The following is a 24,282-nucleotide window of genomic DNA, read 5'->3' on the forward strand; positions in this document are numbered from 1 at the left end:
CCGCGCTGCAGGCAGCGCAGGCCGGCCATGCGCAGGCGTCAGAACGAGACGCCCATGTTCATTCCGAACGTGGTGTAGGCGGTCTGGAAGCCGCGCGGCCTGGACAACGGGCTGCCGACGAAGGCATCCCAGTTGATGTGGCGGGTGCCACCGCGAAGGCCGAGCGCGGTACCGGTGAGCCGGTCGCCGAGCAACCGGGCCGTGGACGGACCGCCGACGCGGCCGTGATCGACCGCGACGTAGGCCTCCACGCCACTGCCCAGGGGTACGCCCACTTCATTGCGCAGCAGCCAGCCGCGCTCGCCGGTCAGCGACATTTCGCCATCGAAGCCACGCACGGTGTAGCGGCCACCGATCGAGAACCGATCCTGCGGTACCAGCGGCGAGCGGTTCCACTGCGCACGCCAGCTGCTGGTGTAGCGCAGGCTCTGGCGGCCCCACTGCATCGGCACGACCAGCTGCGCATCGGCGGTGAAGATGCGGCCATGCGCCGTGCCTTCGCCAAAGGCCTCTTCCGGTGCGCGCAGCGCGTTGAAGGCGCCGGTCCCCTTGCGGTATGCCAGGTTCACATCCAGCGTCGCCTTGCCGATGAAGTGCCGGTGGCCCAGGCCCAGTTCCCAGCCCGCCATGCGGCGGCGCTGCACTTCGATCTCGGTATCGTTGATGAAGTTGTCCGATTCGCGGTACCAGCCGCGCGCGTACATGCTGGTCTTGGCGCGCGCGTTGCGGAACAGCATGCGCGTCAGGCGCAGCTCGGCGTTGCGGCTGGAGCCGCTGTAGACGTAATTCTCGAATGCGCCGGCAACGGTCTGCTCATAGTCGAAGTTGCTGGCGTTGGCGCCCAGCAGCCATCCGCCCAGCGGCACGCTGTAATGCACTGCCCAACTGTCGGTGCCACGCTCGCTGCCGTTGAACAGCGATCTGCCCACGTTGATGTAGAACAGGTCGCTGAGGCCGGCCGCGTTGTCCACCGACACCGTGGTGCCGGCCTGCATCTTGCCGGTGGACTGGCTGCCGGCATCGTCCAGGGTCAGGTTGACCCGTACCAGGCGCGCCTGCTGCCAGCTGATCACCAGATCACTCTCGCCCGGCTTGGCCGCCGCGCCATCGGCCGGGGGCGCGATCTGGATGTCCACCTGCGCGGTCGGCACGCGCTGCAGGTTTTCCAGCGCCTGTTCGATGTCACGCAGGTTCAGTACTTCGCCGCGTGCCACCCGCACCGCGTTCCAGAGGGCGGGGGTGCGGCCTGCGCCGTCGGCAAAGCGGATGGCATTGACGCGGCCCGGGACGACCGTGAGCGTCAGGATGCCGGTCTTCAGGTCCTGCGGTGCGGCCAGGATGCGGGTGGTGACGTAGCCGCGCTCGATGATCGCGTTCTGCACGCGCTTCATCACGATGTCCACGCCGGCGGTACCCAGGCAGCGCCCGGTGGCGGGGTCGCTGCGCGGATCGGCTGCCGCCAGTGCCCAGCGGAAGCGGTCGGCCTGGTCACCCTGCAGCTCGATGCGGTTGATGGTGAAACAGGGTGATTCGTCCACCGGCAGATGGCCGAGGTCTTCAGTAGCCGGCTGCAGCCGGACATCCGGCGTGGCTTCCTGTTGTTCGCGCAGCGCGCGTTCGCGCTCCTGCTGCCGGAGCAGCTCCTGCTCCGGTGACACGACCTGCGCCCCGGCCGGTGCCTGGAAGCCGGCGATGGCCAGTGCCACGCCCACGGACAACCGCCAGTGCAACGCGCGGCTGCGTACATTACGTCCCTGTTCCACGATGTCCTGTTCCCTGCAGATGGCTGCCAGACCGACGAAGATGCGGCTGGAAGAGGCAGCACTGTAAGGGAATCGCGTGGCAGGAAACAGAGCCGGCAAACTGCCGCCGGCCCAGCCCATCCGGGCAAAATGTGATGTCCGACGGACGGCGTTCCGCTAGCGGGCGGCGCCCCGGATCTACACCCGACCCAGCGCAGGTCCGCCAGTACGCCGACAGATGCCTGCGGCACTGGGGAAACCTGTGCCCGGCCCCCGCCACTGCAGGCGACGCAGCAGTGGCGGGGTACCTTTGAAACCGTGAAGCCCGTCAGGCCTCGTAAGCCGACTCACCATGCGAGGTGACATCCAGGCCGGTGCGCTCTGCTTCCTCGGTCACGCGCAGGCCGACCACGCTGCGCACTACCAGCAGGATCAGCGTCGTCACCAACGCCGACCACACCACGGTGAGGCCGACGCTGACCACCTGCACCCAGACCTGGTGCGCGATATCCAGATCCGCCTTGGTACCACCCAGCGACTGTGCACTGAACACACCGGTAAGGATCGCGCCGACGATGCCGCCGACACCATGCACACCGAACACGTCGGCGGTGTCGTCCACTTTCAGCAGGCGCTTGAGGCCCGTGACGCCCCAGACGCAGACCACGCCGGCAACGAAGCCGATCACGATCGCGCCGAGCGGGCCGACCGTGCCACATGCCGGGGTGATGCCGACCAGGCCGGCCACCGCACCCGAAGCAGCGCCCAGTGCCGATGGCTTGCCCTTGCTGATTGCTTCCACCAGCGTCCAGCCGAGCACGGCGGCGGCGGTGGCCAGCACGGTGTTGAGGAAGGCCAGCGAGGCCACGGTATCGGCTGCGGCAGCGGAACCGGCATTGAAGCCGAACCAGCCCACCCACAGCAGCATCGCGCCGATGTAGGTGAACGGCACGTTGTGCGGCTTCAGCGCGGTCTGGCCGTAGCCCAGGCGCTTGCCGACAAACCAGGCAGCCACCAGGCCAGCAACGCCCGCATTGATGTGGACCACGGTGCCGCCGGCGAAATCGATCGCGCCCAGCTCGCCCAGGTAACCGCCACCCCAGACGATATGTGCCATCGGAATGTAGCTGAGGGTGAACCACAGCGCCGAGAACAGCAGCACCGCGCGGAACTTGATGCGCTCGGCGAAGGCACCGACGATCAGCGCGGTGGTGATGCCGGCAAAGGTCGACTGGAACGCGACGAACAGATAGTCCGGCAGTCCCTTGATCGGCGTGTTGCCGACCGACTCGGGGGTGAAGCCCTTGAGGAAGGCGAACTCGGTGAACGAACCGAAGAACGGATTGCCCGCGCTGAACACCGCGCTGTAGCCGTAGGCCACCCACAGCAGCAGCACCAGCGAGAACACCACCAGGATCTGGCTCAGTACCGACAGCACGTTCTTCGAACGCACCAGGCCGCCGTAGAACAGGGCCAGGCCCGGCACGACCATCAGCAGCACCAGCAGGGTGGAGGTGAGCATCCAGGCCACGTCGCCATGATCATAGGCGGCGGCCGCTTCGGCCACGGCCGGCGCAGCGGCTGCAGCTGCAGGGTCCTGCAGCGGCTCAACGGCCACGCTTTCGCTCGGCAGCGGCGACACCTGCGCCTGGGCGTGGGCATTGCCCGGCCAGGCACCCGCGGCCAGCGCGCTCAGCAGCATCAACAGGCACACGATATGGAACCGGGCTTGCCACCCGGTGAGAAGGCGCATCTTCATGGGGGAGTCTCCGGAAGGGGGTTACAGCGCGTCGGCACCGATTTCGCCGGTGCGGATGCGGATGACCTGTTCGACGGCGGTGACGAAGATCTTGCCGTCACCGATCTTGCCGGTGCCTGCCGACGATTGGATCGCTTCGATCACCGCATCGGCACGCTCGTCGGTGACTACGGTTTCGATCTTGATCTTGGGCAGGAAATCGACGACGTACTCGGCGCCGCGATACAGCTCGGTGTGGCCCTTCTGGCGGCCGAAGCCTTTCACTTCGGTCACGGTAATGCCCGACACGCCTGCGTCGGACAAGGCCTCGCGGACCTCGTCGAGCTTGAACGGCCGGATGATGGCGGAGATCAGTTTCATGCGCATGTCCCGATGGTGGATGGGGCCAGCGCGCCAGCGCGCGTTGGCATCAGGCAACCACGGGTCATCAGGATGATGACCGTGGCTGTTGCACCGGACACGTACAGGGCCGGGACGGCCGTGCCTCTCTCCTTGCACGACCGACGCGGGAGGGAGGGCGGCCCTGGTCGCGTATCCGGTCTCTCTCTTGCCCCTGGATAAGCGGGCCAAAGGCCCACGTTCCAATGCAGCGGACTGACAGTCCGCTCTACAACGGCGGGCCTGCGCCCGCCTTGCGGCTCCCCAGCCGCGAAAACGGAAGCGATGGCGGCGGGTGGGAGGGGGAAACCCACCGCCATCGCATCCGGTCAGCTGGCGTAGTACAGCTGGTATTCCAGCGGGTGGGTGGCCGCGCGGAACTTGGTCACTTCCTGCATCTTCAGCGCGATGTAGCCGTCGATGAAGTCATCGCTCATCACGCCACCGGCCTTCAGGAACTCGCGGTCCTTGTCCAGCGCTTCCAGCGCCTGGTCCAGCGAGGAGCAGACCTGCGGGATCAGCTTCTCTTCTTCCGGCGGCAGGTCGTACAGGTCCTTGTCGCTCGGTGCGCCCGGGTCGATCTGGTTCTTGATGCCGTCCAGGCCGGCCATCATCAGCGCAGTGAAGGTGAGGTAGCCGGACTGGATCGGGTCCGGGAAGCGCATTTCGATACGGCGCGCCTTCGGGTTGGAGACCCACGGAATGCGGCACGATGCCGAACGGTTGCGGGCCGAATAGGCCAGCATCACCGGCGCTTCGAAGCCCGGCACCAGGCGCTTGTAGCTGTTGGTGCCCGAGTTGGCGAAGGCATTGATGGCCTTGGCGTGCTTGAAGATGCCGCCGATGTACCACAGCGCCAGCTGGCTCAGGCCACCGTAGCCGTCACCGGAGAACAGGTTGGTGCCGCCCTTGGACAGCGACTGGTGCACGTGCATGCCGCTGCCGTTGTCGCCGACGATCGGCTTGGGCATGAAGGTGACGGTCTTGCCGTTGCGGTGCGCGACGTTCTTGATCACGTACTTCATGCGCAGCAGTTCGTCGGCCTTCTGCACCAGGGTGCTGAACTTGGTGCCGATCTCGCACTGGCCGGCGGTGGCCACTTCGTGGTGCTGCACTTCCACTTCGATGCCGACCTGTTCCAGGGTCTTGCACATCTCGGCGCGCAGGTCGTGCAGGGTGTCGGTCGGCGGAACCGGGAAATAGCCACCCTTCACGCCCGGACGGTAACCGCTGTTGGCGCCGTCGTACTTGGCGCCGCTGTTCCAGGCGGCTTCTTCGGAATCGACCTTGAAGAAAGTGTTGCCCATTTCATTGGCGAAACGGACCGAGTCGAAGATGAAGAATTCCGGCTCCGGGCCGAAGAACGCGGTTTCGGCAATGCCGGAGGACTTCAGGTAGGCCTCGGCGCGCTTGGCGATGCCGCGCGGGCAACGGCCATACGGCTGCATGGTGGCCGGGTCGAGGATGTCGCAGCTGATCACGATGGTCGGATCGGCGTAGAACGGGTCGACGTAGGCGCTGGCGGTATCCGGCAGCAGCACCATGTCCGACTCGTTGATGCCCTTCCAGCCGGCGATCGAGCTGCCATCGAACATCTTGCCTTCTTCGAACAGCGACGGTTCGACGATGCTGACCGGGAAGGTGACGTGCTGTTCGACGCCACGCATATCCACGAAACGCAGATCGACGAACTCGATCTGGTTGTCCTTGATCAGCTTCTCAACGTTTTCCACGGACATCGGTACGACCTCGGATGGGGATGAATGCCTGCTGAGGTACAGCAACGACCGTGCCAACTTTTCGCAGGCCGCAAGTCATTGATTTCAAAAAGGGTGCTCCGTGGCGGTGCAGAACGGCGCGCACCAAACGGGTGCACCCAGCACCAGACGCACCCGTTTGGTGCGGCGGTGATCGTCTATCCTCTCGACCTTCTTCCTTCCGCCGCGCGTGCACGCACCGTCCATGTCCGACCTGCTCTCCGCCCTGCTGCTGGGCATCCTCGAAGGCTTGACCGAATTCCTGCCGATCTCCAGCACCGGCCACCTGCTCATCGCCCAGCACTGGCTGGGCGCCCGTTCGGACTTCTTCAACATCGTCATCCAGGCCGGTGCGATCGTGGCGGTGGTGCTGGTGTTCCGCCAGCGCCTGCTGCAGCTGGCCACCGGCTTCAACCAACGCGAGAACCGTGAGTACGTGTTCAAGCTGGGCGCCGCCTTCCTGGTCACCGCAGTGGTCGGCCTGGTCGTGCGCAAGGCCGGCTGGTCGCTGCCGGAGACGGTCAGCCCGGTGGCCTGGGCACTGATCATCGGTGGCGTCTGGATGCTGCTGGTGGAGGCCTACACCGCGCGCCTGCCCGACCGCGACCAGGTGACCTGGACAGTGGCGATCGGCGTGGGCTTGGCGCAGGTGGTGGCCGGCGTGTTCCCGGGTACCTCGCGCTCGGCCTCGGCCATCTTCCTGGCCATGCTGCTGGGCCTGAGCCGCCGCGCCGCCGCCGCCGAGTTCGTGTTCCTGGTCGGCATCCCCACCATGTTCGCCGCCAGCGCCTATACCTTCCTGGAGATGGCCAGGGCCGGGCAGCTGGGCAGCGAGAACTGGACCGAGGTGGGCGTGGCCTTCCTTGCCGCGGCCGTCACCGGCTTCGTCGTAGTGAAGTGGCTGATGGGCTACATCAAATCGCACAAGTTCACCGCCTTCGGCATTTACCGCATCGCGCTGGGCGCGGCGTTGCTGCTGTGGTTGCCGTCCGGCAGCTGAACAGCGCCGGGGCACGATAACCCCGTTGCCGGCCCCACCCCGTTTCCCCCACGGTTCCCCAAGGAGAATCACCATGAACCGCAAGCTCACCCTGCTCCTCCCGTTGGCCCTGATGGCCGCCTGCAGCCAGACCCCGGCCCCGGCCGGCACCGGCGGCGACGACGTGGCCCCGGCCGCGGCCAAGGCAGCAGACCAGCAGACGCTGGCGCACCTGGATGCGCAGCGCCTGCAGAGCCAGCACTGGCTGCTGCAGCAGGCCACCGGCGCCGACGGCAAGCGCATCGACGCGCTGTTCGCCCGCGAAGACAAGCCGGTCACCCTGGACTTCGCTGATGGCCGCCTGTCGGTCAGCAACGCCTGCAACCACATGGGTGGCGGCTACACCCTGGCCGACGGCAAGCTGACGGTCAGTGCGATGGCCTCGACCATGATGGCCTGCAACGACAAGGCGCTGATGGCGCTGGACGAGGCCGTGTCGAGCCGCCTGCAGGGCGAGCTGAAGGCCGAGCAGGATGCCGATGGCAAGCTGACCCTGACCACCGCCAAGGGCGACGTGCTGGTGTTCAACCCGGAACCGACCGCTGAAACCCGCTACGGCGGCGCCGGCGAAACCGTGTTCCTGGAAGTGGCTGCGAAGACCGAGAAGTGCTCGCACCCGCTGATCCCGGACTACCAGTGCCTGCAGGTGCGCGAAGTGAAGTTCGACGACAAGGGCCTGAAGCAGGGCGAGCCGGGCAAGTTCGAGAACTTCTACGGCAACATCGAGGGTTACACCCACGAAGACGGCGTGCGCAACGTGGTGCGCGTGAAGCGCTACGAGGTGAAGAACCCGCCGGCCGATGCGCCGTCGCAGGCGTACGTGCTGGACATGGTGGTCGAGTCGGCCATCGAGAAGAAATAAAACGATGGAAGGGCGGCCGAGAGGCCGCCCTTCTTCATGGTCGGTAGGGCCGGCCGCTGGCCGGCTGCCCTGCGCGGCACTGCCAACACACGGATGCGGCCGGCCAGCGGCCGGCACTACCGGATGCATCGGGAGATCGGCATGAAGCACGTCCCCGTCCTCATCATTGCTGCGCTGCTCGTCATGTCCGCGAATGTGGCCGCTGCCAGCACGCCCAGCACCGATCAGCTTGAAGCGCACCTGTGGCAACTGGTGCGTGCCACCAACGCGCAAGGAAAGCGCATCGACGCGTTGTTCGTCCGCGGTCGCGCGCCCTACACACTGCGCTTCCAGTCCGGTTTCATGAGCGAGTTGAACCTGTGCAACCACGTCAGCAACGAGTACCGGCTGCAGGGCAACCTGCTGATCCTGCGCAACGGCGTGCAGACCACAGCGCTCTGCATCGATCAGAGACTGCCCACGCAGCAGAAGCTCGCCGGAAAGCTGATGCACGGCGAAGGCTCGGCACCGACGCTTGCGCTTGACGACCGCGGCGCGCTGGTGCTGCGCAACGCGAGGGGCGACACCGCAGTGTTCGAACCGGCGGCGCTGCAAGCGGATGGAAGGTAGCGCCGGCCGCTGGCCGGCTCTACCCTGTGTGCTGCTCAGCCCAGCGCCGGGTTCAACGTGTAGGTGCCGTGCAGTGCGGCTTCGGCCAGCACGTGGCCGTGCATGGCGCGGTACGCGTCGGCGGCGGTGAAGCGCTGCGGCAGGTCCAGCGACGCCACGTCCAGCGCGAATACCCGGAAGAAATAGCGGTGCATGCGCTCGTCGTTGAACGGCGGATAGGGGCCGTCATAGCCCAGGTAATCACCGGCCATGTCCGGGTTGCCCGCGAACCAGCCGGTGAAGTCGTTCAGGCCCTGGCGGCTGCCGGCCGGGCCGGCGGGTGCGGGCTTGCCCTTCACCACGAAGCCGTCGCTGCAGCTGCCAGCGGCGATCTCCTGCACCGTGGCCGGGATATCGGCCATCACCCAGTGCACGAAATCGCAGCGCGGCTGGTCGCGCGGCACGCTCATGTCGCTGCGACCAACCGTCTCCGGCACGGTCGGTACGTCCGGGTCCACGCATACCAGCAGGAACGAACGGGTGCCGGCCGGCGCCCCGCTCCAGGCCAGGTGCGGGTTGCGGTCCGGGGCGAAACCGTTGGCGTCGCCCGCGGCGAACTCACGATCGATCGGTGCGCCGTTGGTCAGGCTGTGGCTGGTCAACTGCATCGGACTCTCCTCACTCTTCCGGGTAACCCAGACGCACCGCAACCGGGGTGAGCTGGGCGAAGGCGGCGCTCATCACGTCGCGGTAGTTGCGCCAGTGGCCGGCCGGCAGGCGCGGGGCTCCCAGCTGTGCCGCCGGCGGCATCGGCCGCTCGAACAGGCGGCCCAGCAGTTCGGCCATCGCCTGCGGATCGTTGCCGATCTGGTCGATGCGCAGCAGCACGTGCGGGTACAGGTCGTCCTCATGCAGCGTGGCGATCTGGGTCAGCGCGCGGGTCAGCCATTCACTGGCTTCGGCCAGCGACGTCATCGCCAGCGGCGCGGCGGCACCGTAGGCCACCCAGTCCAGCAGCATGTCGCGCGGGTCGCGCAGCACCAGCACCAGGCGGCCCTGCGGCAGCTGCGGGCGCAGCGCCCACAGCAGGGCGTTGTCCCACCACAGCAGCCAGTCGATCACGGTGTCGCTCTGCAGGCCACGTGCCGGCAGCTGTTCACGCCAGCGCTGCACCAGCCGCTCCGGCGTCAGCACGCCTGAGGCCAGGTCCTGCAGCGTGTTGTAGTTCTGGAACGCATCATCGGGCGGCGTGTTGGTGTAGCGGTCGCTGCGCAGCACCGGGCTGGCAGCAGCCAGGCCGGTCGCCACCCGCTCAACGCCCGAACCCGGCGGGCCCCAGAGGAAGATCGGCGCGGAGCTGGCATCGCCGTCGATGCTGCCCTTGTCCGGCCAGCTCGGCGGGGACTTGGCCTGTGGCGGCAGTGGCAAGCGCTGCGGCGCCTGGTCAGCCTGCAGCGACAGCCAGGTGCGCAGGGCGTCCTGCGGCTGCCCGGCGCGGTCCTGGATCTCGCCCATCCACGTCCGCAGGTCGGCGCGATGCTCTTCCGGCGCCAGCTCGATCAGCGCCTGCACGCGGGCCACGGCGGCGGCGGGATCGCGCTGCAGCAGGCCTTCGACCAGCCGGGTCTCGCCGCTGACGCGGCCCGGTTCCAGGCTGACGATGCGTTCGGCGATCGCTTCGGCCTGAGCATGTTCGCCGGCCATGTCATGCAGGCGCAGGCGCGCCTCCAGGGCCGGCAGATGCGCGGGCATCGCCGCCATCCAGCGCTCGACCGCGGTCACGGCGCTTTCGCTGCCCACCTGCTCGATGGCCAGGCGTGCCAGCCACACATCGTGCAGCTGGTCATTGGTATCCAGTACCGCATCCAGGCGTGCACGCGCTTCATCCTCGCGCCCCAGGCGCTGCCATGACATCAGCAGCAGCTGCAGCACCTGGCGGTCTTCCGGCTGCGTCTCCAGCAGCGGCAGCAGGTAGTCCAGGGCCTGCAGCGGCTGGCCATTGCGCAGCGACAGTTCACCCGCCAGGCGTCGCATCGACGGTACGTCCATCTCCGGCTGCTGCAGGGCCACCTGCATCGCTTCGGCGGCGGCCGGTACGTTGCCCTGGCGCAGTGCCAGCTGCACCACCAGCCCATGCAGCGAGGACAGCGACGGATTGAGTTCCAGCACGCGGCGGAACGACTGCTCTGCAAACGCCAGCATGTCCTTGCCCAGGTAGGCAAAGCCCAGCGCGTACAGCACGCGGGTATCGTCCGGCAGTGCCTTGCTGGCAGCCGACAGCAGCGCCAGTGCACGGTCGGCGTCACCGCGGCGCAGTGCAACCATGCCGTCGATGGTCAGCAGTTCCGGATGGTCCGGCTCCACGCGCGCGGCCAGGGTGGAGATGCGCTGCGCTTCGTCGAAGTCATTGCGGCCGATCGCCAGGTGCGCCTGCATCAGATAGGCGGAGAACGAGTTCGGATCGAGGCCGGTGGTGCGCACCAGTGCTTCGTCGGCACCCTCGAACTGGCGCAGTGCCAGCAGCAGGCCGGCATGCTGCAGGTGCAGCTGGGCGTCGTCCGGGGCCAGCCGCAGCGCCTGCTGCAGGGCCTCCATCGCCTCCTCGGCGTTGCCCTGCTGCTGCAGCGCAAGCGCCAGCCAGCGGTGGGCGTTGGCCTGGCCGGGTTCGTCACGGGTCCACGCCTGGGCCAGCTGCACGGCCTGGTCGGCCTGGTTCTGGCGCAACGCTTGGATGATCTGGTCTTGCATGGCAGTCCGGTTCAAGTGCAAAGCCGCATTGTAGCGGGCTGCGCGCTGTCGCCGGTTCAGGCCTGCAGGACCCGCTGCAGGCGCTGGGCGACCCAGCGCTCGGAGAAGCCGTCGCCGCGCCAGTTTTCGATGAACCCGCAGTGGCCGCCCCAGCAGGCGGTTTCCAGGCGCGCCTGGCCCGGCAGCTGCCAGTTGCTGAAGGTCGCGTACGGAATCACCGGGTCATCCTGCGCCATCAGGATGTCGGCCGGTACCTGCAGGGACGACAGGCGGTCGCCGGCGATCGAGTAGCCGTCGAAATAGGCCTGCAGCGAACCGAAGCTGGTGTGGCGCTCGACCAGCCAGGCGGTCAGCGCGCGGATGTCCAGCTTCAGCACGCGGTCGTCGCAGTCGCTCAGCTCGGGGAACAGATCGCGCTTGCGGCGCAGCGAGCCGGCCCATTTGCGGCGGAAGTACCAGTCGTACATCGCCGGGCCGTTCTCGATGCTCTCCATCGTCAGCGCCGGGTCCAGCACCGGGCACACCGAGGCGACGCGCAGCAGCGGCACGCCGGCCGCCGGCGCGCGCAGGGCCAGGCGCAGCACGAAGTTGCCACCCAGCGAATAACCGGCGGCCACCAGCGGCAGCTGCGGCCAGCGCTGGGCGATATCGCCCGCGGCGTGCACCACTTCATCGATGAGATTGGAGTGGAAGATGCCGGGGTTCAGGTGATGGGTGTTGCCGTGGTCGCGGAAGTTCAGCCGCACCACGTCGAAGCCCTGCTCGATCATACGCGCGGCGGCCATGCGCATGTAGCTGGATTCGGCACTGCCTTCCCAGCCATGCAGCAGCAGCGCGATGCCCTTGGGCTCGCGGCCTTCGACATGGCTGTGCCAGCCCTGCAGGCGCACGCCATCACCACCATCGAGGATCAGCTCTTCGCTGACCGCACCGGTGGCCGCCAGCCGCAGCAGGCCGCGCTGCAGGCGCATGCGGCTGGAGCTGAGCATCGACTGCAGGTGCGGATTGCGCAGCCAGCGCGGCGGCTGATAGTCAGCCGCATGCAGCGTCGGCGTACCGGCGTCCAGGACAGGTGGCGGGATCAGGGCCACCGCAGCCTCACCCGGCGCTCATGGCCGCCACGATGCGCGCGCGCGAGGTTTCCGCGATGCGCCGACGGCCTTCCAGGTCCTGTGCACCGATCGGCGCCAGGAAGTGCACTTCCGCACGTCGCGCCGGCTCGCCGAGCAGGCGCAGGAAATTGGCAAAGAAGCTCTCGTTCGGACCGAACGCGACGATGGTCTGCGCGTCGCCCTTCGCCCCGTACACCAGGGCCACCGGCTGCACCGGCACGCCGGTCTCGACCGCGGCCTGGAAGATGCGGGCGTGGAACGGGCCCACTTCGTGACCGCCGCGGGTCCGCCCTTCCGGGAACACGCCCACGGCCTTGCCCTCGCGCAGGCGGTCGGCCATCACCTGCATCACGCCACCGAGCGATTCGGTGTTGCCACGCTGGTGGAAGATGGTCTGGCCGCGCGCGGCCAGCCAACCCACCAGCGGCCAGCTGGCGATCTCGCGCTTGGCGACGAAGCCCATCATGCGCTGGCTGTGCAGGATGCAGATATCCACCCAGCTGACATGGTTGGCCACGAACAGCACGGCACCGGGCAGCGGCGCGCCGACCTGCACCAGGCGGAAGCCGAAGATCCACATCAGCCCGCCCTGCCACCAGTTGACCACCTTGGCGCCGAAGGTCGCCTCGCCCACGCGCAGTTCGCCCCACGGCGGAAGCATGCCGATCAGGATGAGCGGCAGGAACACGATGATGTGGACCAACAGCAGCGGTACGCGGTACAGGTAACGGCACACACGCGCCACGCCGCCACGGGGGGCCGGAGTGGGGGAAGTCATCCGCGCACGATACCGGAGGGCCGTCATCGCTGCCAGCCGATTTAGGCCATAACCGCCATCGACCGGGGCAATCGGCGGGGAACGCTGGGTTCCGCTGCCGTCAACGAGCGCCAGGGGGGCTCAGCCGTGACCGGCAGCCACCACCGCCAGGGTCAGCCGCGAGATGCATACCAGACGGCCCTGCTCGTCCTCGATGCGGATCTCCCACAGCTGGGTGCTGCGGCCGACGTGCAGCGCGCGGGCGGTGCCGGTGACCGTGCCCGAGCGCACGGCACGCACGTGGTTGGCATTGATCTCCAGGCCCACGCAGACCTGCTTGCCGGTATCCACGCACAGGTTGCCGGCGCTGCTGCCCAGGGTCTCGGCCAGCACCACCGAGGCACCGCCGTGCAGGATGCCGTAGGGCTGGCGGGTGCGCTCATCCACCGGCATGGTGGCCTGCAGCCAGTCCTCGCCGGCGGCACTGAAGACGATGCCCAGGGATTCAATCGCCGTGTTGCGGCTGAGCGCGTTGAGCTGCTCGATGGAAACGGCTTCGCGGAACACCTGGGCCATGCGAGTACCTTCAGAGGATGGGAACGAGACCGGCGCCGAATGCGGTCAGCATGCGCACCAGCAGCCACTTCGGGCCGACGTTGACTTCGGGGAAGTCGCCGACGGCGACGTAGCAGCGATGGAAATCAGGATCCTGCCGCGGCAGCGGCTGCGGGCACTCCGGGCCGGGCTTGAACTCGTAGTCGGTGGCGTAGCGCCAGGGCCAGAAATCAAGGATGGGCAGCGCTTCGGAGGCCTTGCCGACGCTGTAGTTCAGCCCCGACAGCACCGGTGGCTTGGCCCGTGGCGCCACCGTCCAGGAGTTCTGTGGGTGGGTGTCACGCAGGATGCTCTGCGCCAGTTCCTCGGCAAAAACCGGGTCGTCGATGATCACCGCGCCTTCGGTGTTGTAGTTCTCGCTGCGCGGATCGAAGTTGTGGGTGCCGACCACGCCGATGCGGCGGTCGACCACCAGCGACTTGGCGTGCAGGCCCATGCGCGCGCCCTTGCGGGTGACCGGCAACGGCTTGTTGACCGCCTTGCTGCCCAGGAACGACGGCCGCGTCTCGGTGCGCAGCAGGCGCGTTTCCACCTCGCTGCCGGCGGCGCGACGGCGTGCGCGTGCGTTGTCGTAGGCACCATCGCTGTGGCGATTCAACGGGCCCTGCCTGCTGCCGGCATCCGAACCACTGCTGCTGCCACCGCGTGCGTTGCTGCCGGCAGCACTGCCACCGATCAGCGGATTGCGACCGCCCTCGTCTTCCCCCCCGGGCGCAGCGATCGGGTCGGGCAGCAGGTTGCGGTAGTCAACCGGCGCGTCCAGCGGGAACGGCTTGTATTCGAAGATGTTGAAGCCCAGTTCGCGCATGTTGCGCCGCTTGTACTTGTACGACAATGCATACACGATCGGGTTGTCGGTCGCCGCCAGGCTGTTGCTGGACACCACCACGCGCGGTGGCTGCGGGCGCTTGCGCAGTTCACGGAACAGCTTCTGCGCCGGCTTGGACAGTACCAGGTACGGCGTCTGCAGGATCACTTCCTTCTGCGCACTGGCGATCAGCGCATCCAGCTGGGGCTCGGTCACATGCTGGCCGGCCAGCGGTGCATCGGCCTTCTCGCGGCGATGCTTGCGTGGCAGATCGGCCACGTAGCGCACCGAAGCCACCGGTAGCGCGGTATCGACGAAGGAACGGGTGACGAACTCGGTGTCGTTGGCTTCGGCACTGACCCGCTGTACCCGTTCCGGGCGGCGGAAGCTGGCCGGCGGCAGCGTTGGCACGCCCTCGCGCAGCAACGTGCGGCCCACGTCGTTGAGGCGCTCGGCCGGCACGCTGCGGTGTGCGCGCCAGAACGCGTCGAAGTTGGCCGCCATCGCACGTGCTTCCGGGCCGGCGATCAGTACATCGCGGTCGCGGAAGTTGTACTCGCGGTCCCAGTCGTAATAGTCGTCCTGGTAGTTGCGGCCACCGACCACGCCGATCGCATCGTCGATCACCAGCAGCTTGTTGTGCATGCGCTGGTTGAACCGGCGGAAGCAGCACAGCACGCTGCCGGCATAATCGAAGTAGTTCAGCCGGGCCTTGCCGAAGGTCGGGTTGTAGACCCGCAGCTGGAAGTTCTGGTGGGCGCCGGACAGGGCGCCGAGGATCTGCAGGTCGGAGATCGCCGAGAGCTGGTCGATCAGCAGCCGCACCTTCACCCCGCGCCGCGATGCGGCCAGCAGTTCGTCGATGACCAGACGGGCGCTGTCGTCCTTGTCGAAGATGTAGGTCTGCAGGTCGATGCTGCGGGTGGCGCTGCGCAGCAGGTTCAGGCGTGCGACCAGGGCGCCCTCGCCCTCATCGAGCAGGGTGGCGTAGTGGCGCGGTCGTTCCGGGGTGGATTCGGTGAACGCCCGGCCGGCCAGCGCCCGCAGCGGCGAATCCTGTGCACAGCGGTCTGCACGCTGGCAGTCGACCACGGTCGAACGTGCCTGCACGGCGATTGCCTCGGCGCGGTCGCGCTCGGCATTCGACAGCGATGCACAACCGCTGCCCAGCAACACGGTTGCCAGCGCCAGTACACGCAGCAGGAGGTTCACGGTTTCGGCGCCTCGCTCAGGCGCGCACGCAATACGAAAGTCACTCGGTCACTCAAGGCAAGCTGCCAGCTGTCCATGCCATACCGGCCTCGCTGCACGGTACCGCGGCTGACGACGTCGCAATCATAGCCGGGTCGGGCGCACTCCGCCTTCTCGACCTTCAGTGTCTCGGGGTGGCTGATCCCGCGCAGGGTCAGCCGGCCGTTGATGTCGCCACCGCTCTCCACGGTTTCCGGCCAGTACGGCAGCGAGTCGAACTCGACCACCGGATGGCGGCCGGCATCGAAGAACTCCTCGCCGCGCATCCACCCGGTATAGCGCGCCTTGCCGGGGATCTCGACCGAGCGCGTGAACATCTTCAGGTGCACCTGGTGGCGGCCGTCGGAGAGGATCTCGATGCGCCCTTCGAAGTGCGGGAACAGGCCTTCGATACGCTGCCCGAAACGGGTGCGCACCTCGAAGCCGATCTGCGAACGCTGGGTATCCAGGCGCATTACCCGGTGCGCTTCGGCGACCACCGGTGGCAGGGTGGTCGGCGTGGGCACGGCCGCCCAGGCCGGGCCGAGTGCCAGCAGCGCGGGCAGCAGATAGCGGCTGCGCCGCGCCAGGCTCATCGGATCACGGCCACCAGAATGCGTTCAGGCTGGCCACGCCTGGCTCGATCGAGGCCTCGCGCGGGAAGCCGAGCACGGCGATGCCGGCCGGCGGCATGCCGCGGTAGTCGCTGCTGGTGCCCTCGGTCATCAACGCCACCAGCCGCTCCAGGCCCGGGTTGTGGCCGACGATCAGCACCCGGTCGAGATCACGGCGGTCGTCCACCAATGCCGCCAGGGTGCCGGGGGTGGCTTCGTAGATGCGGTCTTCCAGGCGCTTTTCCACGTAACCGATGGTGCCGAGCACGGCTTCCAGGGTTTCGCGGGTACGCCGCGCCGGTGAGCACAGCACGCAGTCCGGCAGCAGGTTGTTCTCCTTCAGCCACTTGCCGGCGGCTTCGGCTTCGGCGAGCCCCACCGGCGACAACGGCCGGTCGAGGTCGGCCTGGCCGGGGGTAGCCGGTTCGGCATGGGCATGGCGCAGCAGGATCAGTTCACGCATCGCGGGTTTCCATGAAGAAGAGGATGCAGCAGGAAGAGTGACGCAGGCATCAAAGCTTGAGCCAGGACAGCAGCGGCTCCCAGTCGGCCTGATGCTCCCGCACCTGGGCCGAGCGGTAGTCGAACAGGCTGCGGCCGAGGCCGGTCATGACCACGTAGCTCTGGCTGTCACGCAGCTGCGCGACCACCGGGTACGGCCATTCGGCCAGCATCTGCAACGCCTGCTGCGAGGTCTGGGTCCAGGGCTTGGTGCGGTTGAGGACCAGCCCCACCGGCAGCTTGCGGCTGTGCACCCGCGGGTTCTGGGCCAGGCTGTTGAGGAAGCCGACGATGGCTTCGATGTCGAGCGCCGAGGGCAGCACCGGCACCACCACCGCGTCGGCAGCGTCAAGGAAATGGGGGATATCGTCGGCCAACGCGCCCGCCGGTGCGTCGATGATGACGGTTTCGGTGCCATCGGGCAGCTTCTGCGCCCACTGCTTCTTCCGATGCACATCAATGGGGAGCACCGCGCTTTCCAGCCCGGCCCGCCGTTGCGCCCAGCGGGTGCTGGAGCCCTGAGGGTCGGCGTCGGCGATCACCGTGGCCCTGCCCTGCAATGCCGCGTACGCGGCCAGGTGGGTGGCGACGGTGGTCTTGCCCACCCCGCCCTTGGAACCGGCCACCAGGATCGTCTTCATGCCAGCCTCGCTTCCGGGTACGTGCCCCGAGCGTACACCGGCGGTGGTGACGGGAGGTAGCACCGCGCTGAACCTGCGGCCATCCCTTTGCTATCGTGGCGCCCCCGAAGGATCGAACCGGCATGAGCGAGCTGCAGGACCTGAGCGCACTGATCCGCGCCAACACCCCCCTGATCGTGATCGAGACCCAGGACGAGGGTCGCATCGTCGACCTGTTCCGGCAGACGCTGATGCACGTCTGGCGGGCGCTGCACCGGTGGTCGATCACCGAGGGCCTGCGCCGCATCGACCTGGACAGCGAAGATCCGCCGGCCGGGCCACCCGACGCCAGCGCGGCCCTGCAGATGATCCGCCAGGCCGGGCAGCGCGGGGTCTACCTGCTGCTCGATTTCCACCCCTACCTGGGCTATGCCAGCCACCAGCGCGCCCTGCGCGACCTGATCCAGCGCCGCCACAGCGAACCGCACGTGCTGGTGCTGATCGGCGCCAAGGTCGAACTGCCGGCCGAGCTGGAAGCGCTGGCGGTCCGCTTCAACCCGCGCCTGCCCGATGCCAACGCCCTGCTGAAGATGCTGCGCGAGGAGGCCGATGCCTACGCCCGCGAACACGGCGGCCGCCGCGTCGAAGTCGACAGCGAGGCGGTGAAGAAGATCCTGAAGAACCTGCAGGGCCTGAGCCTGGTCGATGCCCGGCGCATCGCCCGGCAGCTGATCTACGCCGACGGCGCGCTGCGCGACGACGACCTGCCGCAGCTGGCACGGCTGAAGTTCGAGCTGCTCAACCGCAGCGGCCACCTGTTCTTCGAGCATGACAGCGCGCGGTTCGGCGACGTGGCCGGCGCCAACCGGCTCAAGCGCTGGATCAACCAGCGGCGTGTGGCGTTCATCGCTGGCTCCGCACCGGCCGGGCTGGACCCACCGCGCGGCATGCTGCTGCTGGGCGTGCAGGGTTGCGGCAAGTCGATGCTGGCCAAGGCCACCGCCGCCGGTTTCGGCGTACCGCTGCTGCGCCTGGACGTGGGCGCGCTGTACAACAAGTACCACGGCGAGACCGAGGCCAACCTGCGCCAGGCCTTGGCCTCGGCCGAGCAGCTGGCGCCCTGCGTGCTGTGGATGGATGAAATCGAGAAGGGCCTGGCCAGCGGTGGCGAGGACGGTGGCGTGTCACGCCGCGTGCTGGGCCATCTGCTGACCTGGATGGCCGAGCGCAAGGCACCGGTGTTCGTCGTGGCCACTGCCAACCAGGTGCACGAGCTGCCTGCCGAGCTGCTGCGCAAGGGCCGCTTCGACGAGATCTTCTTCGTTGACCTGCCTTCGCCGGAGGTGCGCGTGGAACTGCTGCGGCTGCACCTGGGTCGGCGCCAGCTCAATGCCGACGACTTCGCACTACCCGCGCTGGCGGCTGCCGCCAACGGGTTCTCCGGCGCGGAGATCGAGCAGGCGATCGTGGCCGGGCTGTATGCGGCGCACGCCGAAGGGCGGCCACTGGATACCGAGCTGCTGATGAACGAGATCCGTGCGACGCGACCGCTGTCGGTGCTGATGGCCGAGCAGGTGGAGGCACTGCGGGCATGGGCGTCGGGGCGGACGGTTTCCGCGGACGATTGAGGTTTCCAGCGAACGGCGCAGCCCCTCGTGGCGGCTGGTTGGCTGTGAACATCAAAAGCCACGCTTGGCCGGGCGGGGTGGATTCGCGGGGGACGCCGTGAACCCGGCCGAACCCCTTCCTCAGGGCCACGCAGGCGGGGCCGCCGCCCAGGCCTGCTGCACTTCGGCCAACGACGCGCGCTCATCCTCGCGCCACTGCGGCAGCAGCTGCGCGTAATTGGCACTGGTGCCCCATTGCGACGGCTCGGTACGCACTGCTGCGGCATACCACTGCACGGCCTCCTGTTTCTGCCCCATCCGCCATAGGGCCAGCGCGTACGTGGGTGGCACCCAGCTGGGCTTGCTGCGCGCATTGCCGGCCGACGACAACCATTGCTCCAGCGCCGCATCCGGCTTGCCCTGGCGCAGCAGGTCCCAGCCATAGTTCCAACGCACGCTGCGGCCCGCGCTGCTCTGTGCCGGCGCCTCCTTCAGGGCCTCGCCATACAGCTGGTCGGCCAGCTCGGCACGGCCCTGGGTGCTGGCCACCGAAGCCAGCTGCACGGTGGCTTCCACCGCGCGCCGGCCGCGCTCGCGCAACCTCACCAGCTGGGTGACCAGCTCATCGCCCTCGCCCTGCATCGCCACCATCGGTGCCGCCGCCAGGTCGCTGTCGAAGTAGAACTCCTGTGGTGCCGGCATGGCCGGCGCGGCCCACGCCGTGGCCGCTCCCGAGGCCAGCAGCACGCTGGCCAGGATCTTTCCTGGAACTGACATCCCTTCTCCCCAGGCTGCACAACCGCAGCCTCCCTCTCTCGCCCCGATCCTAACCCCAGCAGCGGCGCGGGCGCGAGTGCCGGGCCCACCACGGCCCCGCTGCTACAATTCGCGCCTTTCCCGCCGCGTGCCCGCACGCGGCCGGTGCCAGCCGATCCTACCGGGCCAGCCATGACCAGTACCGCGCAACTCACTTCGCCCTCCTCCGCCGACCTGCTCGACCGTGATTACACGCTCGACCACAAGTACACCCGCAACGAGGGGCGGATCTACCTGAGTGGCGTGCAGGCGCTGGTGCGGCTGCCGCTGATGCAGCGCCTGCGCGATGCCGCCGAAGGCATCGACAGCGCCGGCTTCGTCAGTGGCTACCGTGGCAGCCCGCTGGGTGGCTTCGACCTGGAGTTGTGGCGCGCGCGCAAGCATCTGGAAGCGGCCAAGGTGAAGTTCACCCCCGGCCTGAACGAGGACCTGGGCGCCACCATGGTATGGGGCACCCAGCAGACCAACCTGTTCCCCGGCGCCAACGTGCAGGGCGTGTTCGGCATGTGGTACGGCAAGGGACCGGGCGTGGACCGCTGCGGCGACGTGTTCAAGCATGCCAATGCGGCCGGCACCTCGCGCTATGGTGGCGTGCTGGCACTGGCCGCCGATGACCATGCCTGCCGCAGTTCGACCCTGCCGCATGGCAGCGAGGACGAGTTCGTCAGCGCGATGATGCCGGTGCTGAACCCGGCCGGCGTGCAGGACATCCTCGACATGGGCCTGCTGGGCTGGGCGATGAGCCGCTATACCGGCCGCTGGGTCGGCTTCAAGACGATCGCCGAGACGGTGGAATCGTCGGCGTCGGTGCAGGTCGATCCGATGGCGCGCCGCATCGTGCTGCCGGAAGTCTTCGAGATGCCGTCGGGCGGCCTCAACATCCGCTGGCCGGACCCGCCGCTGGACCAGGAAATGCGCCTGCACCGCTATGCGGTGAAGGCCGCGCAGGCCTTTGCCCGCGCCAACGGCATCGACAAGGTGGTGATGGATGCGCCGCGCGCGCGGCTGGGCATCGTCACCACCGGCAAGAGCTACCTGGACGTGCTGCAGGCGCTGGAGTACCTGGGCCTGGACGAAGCCGCGTGCGCCGACATCGGCATCCGCGTGTACAAGGTCGGCATGACCTGGCCGCTGGAACCGCAGGGCATCGCGCGCTTCGCGCAGGGGCTGGAAGACATCATCGTGGTGGAGGAGAAGCGTGCCTTCATCGAGCGCCAGATGAAGGAACAGTTCTTCAACTGGCCGGCCAGCTGGGGCCAGCGCCCGTCCATCGTCGGCAAGTACGACGAGAGTGGCGAATGGATCCTGCCGTCCACCGGTGAACTGACCCCGGCCACCATTGCCGGCGTGATCGGCCGCCGCATCCAGAAGTTCTTCAACAACGAATCCATTGAACAACGCCTGCAGTGGATGCAGCAGAAGGAAGCCGAGCTTGCGTTGCCGCGCGCCAGCTTCCCGCGCGTGCCGCACTACTGCTCGGGCTGCCCGCACAACACCTCCACCCAGGTGCCGGAAGGCTCGCGGGCACTGGCCGGCATCGGTTGCCATTACATGGTGACCTGGATGGACCGCAGCACCGACACCTTCACCCACATGGGCGGCGAAGGCGTGACCTGGGCCGGGCAGGCGCCGTTCACCGATACCCCGCACGTGTTCCAGAACCTGGGCGACGGCACCTATTTCCACAGCGGCTCGCTGGCGATCCGCCAGGCGGTCGCGGCCGGCGTCAACATCACCTACAAGATCCTCTACAACGACGCGGTGGCGATGACCGGCGGCCAGCCGGTGGACGGCCCGCTGAGCGTGCCCGACATCGCACGGCAGATGCGCGCCGAAGGCATCCACACCATCGTGGTGCTGTCGGACAACATCGGCAAGTGGACCGGCCAGCGCGAGCACTTCCCCAGCGACGTGGAGTTCCACGACCGCAGCGAACTGGAGGAGGTGCAGAAGCGCCTGCGCGAAGTGAAGGGTGTTTCGATCCTGATCTACGAACAGACCTGCGCCACCGAGAAGCGTCGCCGCCGCAAGCGCGGCAAGCTGGAAGATCCGCAGAAGCGGGTGCTGATCAATTCGCTGGTCTGCGAGGGTTGCGGCGACTGCGGCAAGAAGAGTTTCTGCGTGTCGGTGCTGCCGAAGGAAACCGAGTTCGGGCGCAAGCGCGAGATCGACCAGTCCAACTGCAACAAGGACTATTCCTGCGTGAATGGTTTCTGCCCGAGCTTCGTCACCGTGCACGGTGGCCAGCCACGCAAGGGCAGCAAGCGCGACGCCTCCACCCTGCTGGACAACCTGCCGGCACCGACCATCCGCGGCACCCTGGAACAGCCCTGGAACATCCTGATCACCGGCGTCGGCGGTACCGGCGTGGTGACCATCGGTGCACTGCTGGGCATGGCCGGCCACCTGGAAGGCAAGGGCGCGACCGTGCTCGACCAGACCGGCCTGGCGCAGAAAGGTGGCGCGGTGACCACGCACATCCGCATCGCACGCCGCCCGGATGACATCCACGCCGTGCGCATCGCCGCCGGTGAAGCCGACCTGGTGCTGGGCTGCGACATGGTGGTGGTCAACGACTACTGGGCGCTTTCGAAGGTGCGCGCCGGCCGTTCGCAGGTGGTGCTGAACACCTACGAAGCGATGCCGGGCACGTTCACCACCCGTCCGGACATGCAGTTCCCCGCCGCCGACATCATCGCCGGTGTGCGCGTAGCCCTGGGCGGCCAGGAGCCGCTGCTGCTCGATGCCACCCAGCTGGCCACCGCGCTGCTGGGCGATGCCATCGCCGCCAACCTGTTCATCCTCGGCTACGCCTGGCAGCAGGGCCTGGTGCCGCTGTCGTTCGAGTCGCTGATGCGCGCCATCGAACTCAATGGCGCCGCCGTGGCGATGAACCAGCAGGCCTTTGCCTGGGGCCGCCTGGCCGTGGTCGACCCGCAGGCCGTGCAGCAGGCCGCCGGCCTGGTGCGCAACCGCCACACCGATACGGAGTCCACCCCCGGCCCGCTGCACCCGCTGCCGCCGGGCGAGTGGGAAGGCAATGAATGGGGTGCGACCGCGGCACCGCGCAACACCGGCGACGAACGCGAGCTGCGTGGCCTGCCCTCGCACGGTGGCGACGTGGCATTCCTGCCGCTGGACGACGCACGCCTGTCGCGTTCGCTGGACGAAATGATCGAGCGTCGCGCCGCCTTCCTGGTCGATTACCAGGACGCTGCCTATGCCAAGCGCTACCGTGATCTGGTGGCACGCGTGCGCGCCACCGAGGCCGAGCGCATCGGCGGTTCCACTGCGCTGACCGAGACCGTCGCCCGCTACCTGTTCAAGCTGATGGCCTACAAGGACGAGTACGAAGTGGCCCGCCTGTACACCAGCGGTGACTTCCAGCGCCGCCTGCAGCAGCAGTTCGAGGGCGATTACCAGTTGCGCTTCCACCTGGCGCCGCCGCTGTTCGCGAAGAAGGACGAGCAGGGCCGGTTGCTGAAGAAGGAATACGGCCCGTGGATGTTCAAGGCCTTCGGCCTGCTGGCCAAGCTGAAGTTCCTGCGTGGCGGCCGCCTGGATGTATTCGGCCGTACTGAAGAGCGGCGCATGGAGCGCCAGCTGATCGCCGATTACGAAGCCACCGTGCAGCTGCTGCTGGATGGCCTGGAGGACGGCCGCCTGGCCCTGGCGGTGGAGATCGCCAGCGTGCCCGAGCACATCCGCGGCTTCGGCCACGTCAAGGAAGCGCACTACGAACAGGCCAAGGCGCGCGAGGCTGCCCTGCTGGCGCAGTGGCGCAACCCGAAGGCGCTGCACATCGTGCAGGTGGCCTGATGGTCGTGCCGGCTGCTGGCCGGCATCCCTCCTGGCAATCGGTTGCCGGCCAGCGGCCGGTACTACCGGCGGTTCAGCCCAGCCGCCACAGCAGCAGGCGGTTGTTGGCCGGCATCGCCACATCCCCCAGTCGGGTGAATCCGTGGTCGGCGGCCAGCGCCTGCACCGCTTCGCTATCGCGGATGCCGCTGCGCGGATCACGTGCCTTCAGCCAGGCATCGAACTGCGCGTTGCTGTCGCTGGTGTAGTGGCCGCCGTAGTTGAACGGGCCATACACCGCCAGCAGCGCACCATGACGCAGCACCGGTGGCAGCGCCGCGAACAGTGCCTGCACGTGTTCCCAGCTCATGATGTGCAGCGTGTTGGCGCTGAATGCGGCGTCGAACGTGCTGCCCTGTGGCAGGCTGAGCCCAGGCGCTGGCGGTAGTTCCACCTGCAGCGCCAGCGGCGGCAACAGGTTCAGCAGCGCGGCCTCTGCACGCCAGGCCTCGATGCCGGGCAGATGGTCCGGATGATCACTGGGCTGCCAGCGCAGCCACGGCCAGCGCTCGGCGAAGAAGGCCGCATGCTGGCCGGTGCCACCGCCGATCTCCAGCACCCGATGGCGGTCGCCCATCCACGGGTCGAGTGCGGTGGCGATGGGTTCGCGGTTGCGCTCGCAGGCTTCTGAATACGGCTTGCTCGACATCAGGACGGGGTCCGGGCGGGGTCGGCCCCATTGTGCACGAGGGGGTGTTGCTCGGCAGGGCTGCGCCCTGCACCCGCAGGAGCCGGAGCCAGAGCCAGAGCAACGTCAAAAGCGGGCTTTCCGTGGGATGCCGGGGTGGGTCCGATTGAGGGGGACGCTGCAAGTACGTCCATGTAAGCTCGGTCGCCGCATCCATGCGGCTCACGCCCCCTCAACCGGACC

20 protein-coding genes are annotated in these 24,282 nt (G+C 67.9%); 5 read left to right on the forward strand and 15 right to left on the reverse strand.

The features are described from left to right. Positions 1-38: 38 nt before the first annotated feature. The 4 genes from O0K41_RS11290 to glnA form a co-directional block, all read right to left on the reverse strand. Positions 39-1,763 (reverse strand): ShlB/FhaC/HecB family hemolysin secretion/activation protein, encoded by a 1,725-nt coding sequence (locus O0K41_RS11290; protein WP_164221891.1) that lies wholly within the window; start codon positions 1,761-1,763, stop codon positions 39-41. 307 nt (positions 1,764-2,070) lie between these two features. Continuing rightward, positions 2,071-3,501 (reverse strand): ammonium transporter, encoded by a 1,431-nt coding sequence (gene amt / locus O0K41_RS11295; protein ID WP_099605661.1) that lies wholly within the window; start codon positions 3,499-3,501, stop codon positions 2,071-2,073. A gap of 21 nt (positions 3,502-3,522) precedes the next feature. Continuing rightward, positions 3,523-3,861 (reverse strand): P-II family nitrogen regulator, encoded by a 339-nt coding sequence (locus tag O0K41_RS11300; RefSeq protein ID WP_004134334.1) that lies wholly within the window; start codon positions 3,859-3,861, stop codon positions 3,523-3,525. Between the two features lie 347 nt (positions 3,862-4,208). Further along, positions 4,209-5,618, reverse strand: coding sequence for a type I glutamate--ammonia ligase (glnA, locus tag O0K41_RS11305; protein ID WP_005407550.1), 1,410 nt, complete (start codon positions 5,616-5,618; stop codon positions 4,209-4,211). Between the two features lie 223 nt (positions 5,619-5,841). Here glnA and O0K41_RS11310 point away from each other — a divergent pair, with 223 nt between their 5' ends. From O0K41_RS11310 to O0K41_RS11320, 3 genes are all read left to right on the forward strand, one after another. Then, positions 5,842-6,636, forward strand: a complete 795-nt coding sequence (locus O0K41_RS11310; RefSeq protein WP_099605660.1) for an undecaprenyl-diphosphate phosphatase — start codon at positions 5,842-5,844, stop codon at positions 6,634-6,636. A 73-nt stretch (positions 6,637-6,709) separates the two neighbouring features. Next, on the forward strand, positions 6,710-7,537 hold the full coding sequence (locus O0K41_RS11315; RefSeq protein ID WP_005411853.1) for an META and DUF4377 domain-containing protein: 828 nt from the start codon (positions 6,710-6,712) through the stop codon (positions 7,535-7,537). A gap of 123 nt (positions 7,538-7,660) precedes the next feature. Then, positions 7,661-8,146, forward strand: coding sequence for an META domain-containing protein (locus tag O0K41_RS11320; RefSeq protein ID WP_239503554.1), 486 nt, complete (start codon positions 7,661-7,663; stop codon positions 8,144-8,146). Between the two features lie 35 nt (positions 8,147-8,181). Here the strand turns inward: O0K41_RS11320 and O0K41_RS11325 are convergent, their stop codons facing one another. From O0K41_RS11325 to O0K41_RS11365, 9 genes are all read right to left on the reverse strand, one after another. Continuing rightward, positions 8,182-8,793, reverse strand: coding sequence for a YbhB/YbcL family Raf kinase inhibitor-like protein (locus tag O0K41_RS11325; RefSeq protein WP_005407546.1), 612 nt, complete (start codon positions 8,791-8,793; stop codon positions 8,182-8,184). Positions 8,794-8,803: 10 nt separating this feature from the next. After that, positions 8,804-10,873 carry a tetratricopeptide repeat protein gene (locus O0K41_RS11330; RefSeq protein WP_099604818.1) on the reverse strand — a complete coding sequence of 690 codons (2,070 nt, stop codon included), beginning with the start codon at positions 10,871-10,873 and terminating at the stop codon, positions 8,804-8,806. Between the two features lie 56 nt (positions 10,874-10,929). Beyond that, complete coding sequence (locus O0K41_RS11335) at positions 10,930-11,919, reverse strand: alpha/beta fold hydrolase (RefSeq protein WP_197592303.1); 990 nt, start codon at positions 11,917-11,919, stop codon at positions 10,930-10,932. A gap of 52 nt (positions 11,920-11,971) precedes the next feature. Continuing rightward, the gene (locus O0K41_RS11340) at positions 11,972-12,763 is read right to left on the reverse strand and encodes a lysophospholipid acyltransferase family protein (RefSeq protein WP_024956258.1); all 792 of its coding nucleotides are present in this window, start codon (positions 12,761-12,763) and stop codon (positions 11,972-11,974) included. Positions 12,764-12,883: 120 nt separating this feature from the next. Continuing rightward, the gene (locus O0K41_RS11345) at positions 12,884-13,318 is read right to left on the reverse strand and encodes a hotdog fold thioesterase (protein WP_005407542.1); all 435 of its coding nucleotides are present in this window, start codon (positions 13,316-13,318) and stop codon (positions 12,884-12,886) included. A gap of 10 nt (positions 13,319-13,328) precedes the next feature. Then, positions 13,329-15,377, reverse strand: coding sequence for a phospholipase D family protein (locus O0K41_RS11350; RefSeq protein ID WP_005407541.1), 2,049 nt, complete (start codon positions 15,375-15,377; stop codon positions 13,329-13,331). After that, positions 15,374-15,991 (reverse strand): YceI family protein, encoded by a 618-nt coding sequence (locus O0K41_RS11355; protein ID WP_005407540.1) that lies wholly within the window; start codon positions 15,989-15,991, stop codon positions 15,374-15,376. Before O0K41_RS11355 ends, O0K41_RS11350 begins: the two co-directional genes overlap by 4 nt. A 4-nt stretch (positions 15,992-15,995) precedes the next feature. Next, positions 15,996-16,472, reverse strand: coding sequence for a histidine phosphatase family protein (locus tag O0K41_RS11360; protein WP_005407539.1), 477 nt, complete (start codon positions 16,470-16,472; stop codon positions 15,996-15,998). Positions 16,473-16,521: 49 nt separating this feature from the next. Further along, positions 16,522-17,151: a ParA family protein gene (locus O0K41_RS11365; RefSeq protein WP_049419310.1), complete on the reverse strand. Its 630-nt coding sequence runs from the start codon at positions 17,149-17,151 to the stop codon at positions 16,522-16,524. A gap of 122 nt (positions 17,152-17,273) precedes the next feature. On the opposite strand from O0K41_RS11365, the gene O0K41_RS11370 reads away from it, so the two are divergent. After that, positions 17,274-18,758 carry an AAA family ATPase gene (locus tag O0K41_RS11370; protein ID WP_164221895.1) on the forward strand — a complete coding sequence of 495 codons (1,485 nt, stop codon included), beginning with the start codon at positions 17,274-17,276 and terminating at the stop codon, positions 18,756-18,758. Positions 18,759-18,878: 120 nt separating this feature from the next. Here O0K41_RS11370 and O0K41_RS11375 read toward each other — a convergent pair whose 3' ends face one another. After that, complete coding sequence (locus tag O0K41_RS11375; protein ID WP_164221897.1) at positions 18,879-19,514, reverse strand: tetratricopeptide repeat protein; 636 nt, start codon at positions 19,512-19,514, stop codon at positions 18,879-18,881. A gap of 171 nt (positions 19,515-19,685) precedes the next feature. On the opposite strand from O0K41_RS11375, the gene O0K41_RS11380 reads away from it, so the two are divergent. Beyond that, entirely contained in the window at positions 19,686-23,372 is a 3,687-nt protein-coding gene (locus O0K41_RS11380; protein ID WP_164221899.1) for an indolepyruvate ferredoxin oxidoreductase family protein, read from the forward strand. 73 nt (positions 23,373-23,445) lie between these two features. Here the strand turns inward: O0K41_RS11380 and O0K41_RS11385 are convergent, their stop codons facing one another. Next, positions 23,446-24,060: a DUF938 domain-containing protein gene (locus tag O0K41_RS11385; RefSeq protein WP_164221901.1), complete on the reverse strand. Its 615-nt coding sequence runs from the start codon at positions 24,058-24,060 to the stop codon at positions 23,446-23,448. Between the last annotated feature and the right edge of the window lie 222 nt (positions 24,061-24,282).

Source organism: Stenotrophomonas sp. Sm2128 (genome assembly GCF_030985535.1).
GTDB classification, from domain to species: domain Bacteria; phylum Pseudomonadota; class Gammaproteobacteria; order Xanthomonadales; family Xanthomonadaceae; genus Stenotrophomonas; species Stenotrophomonas maltophilia.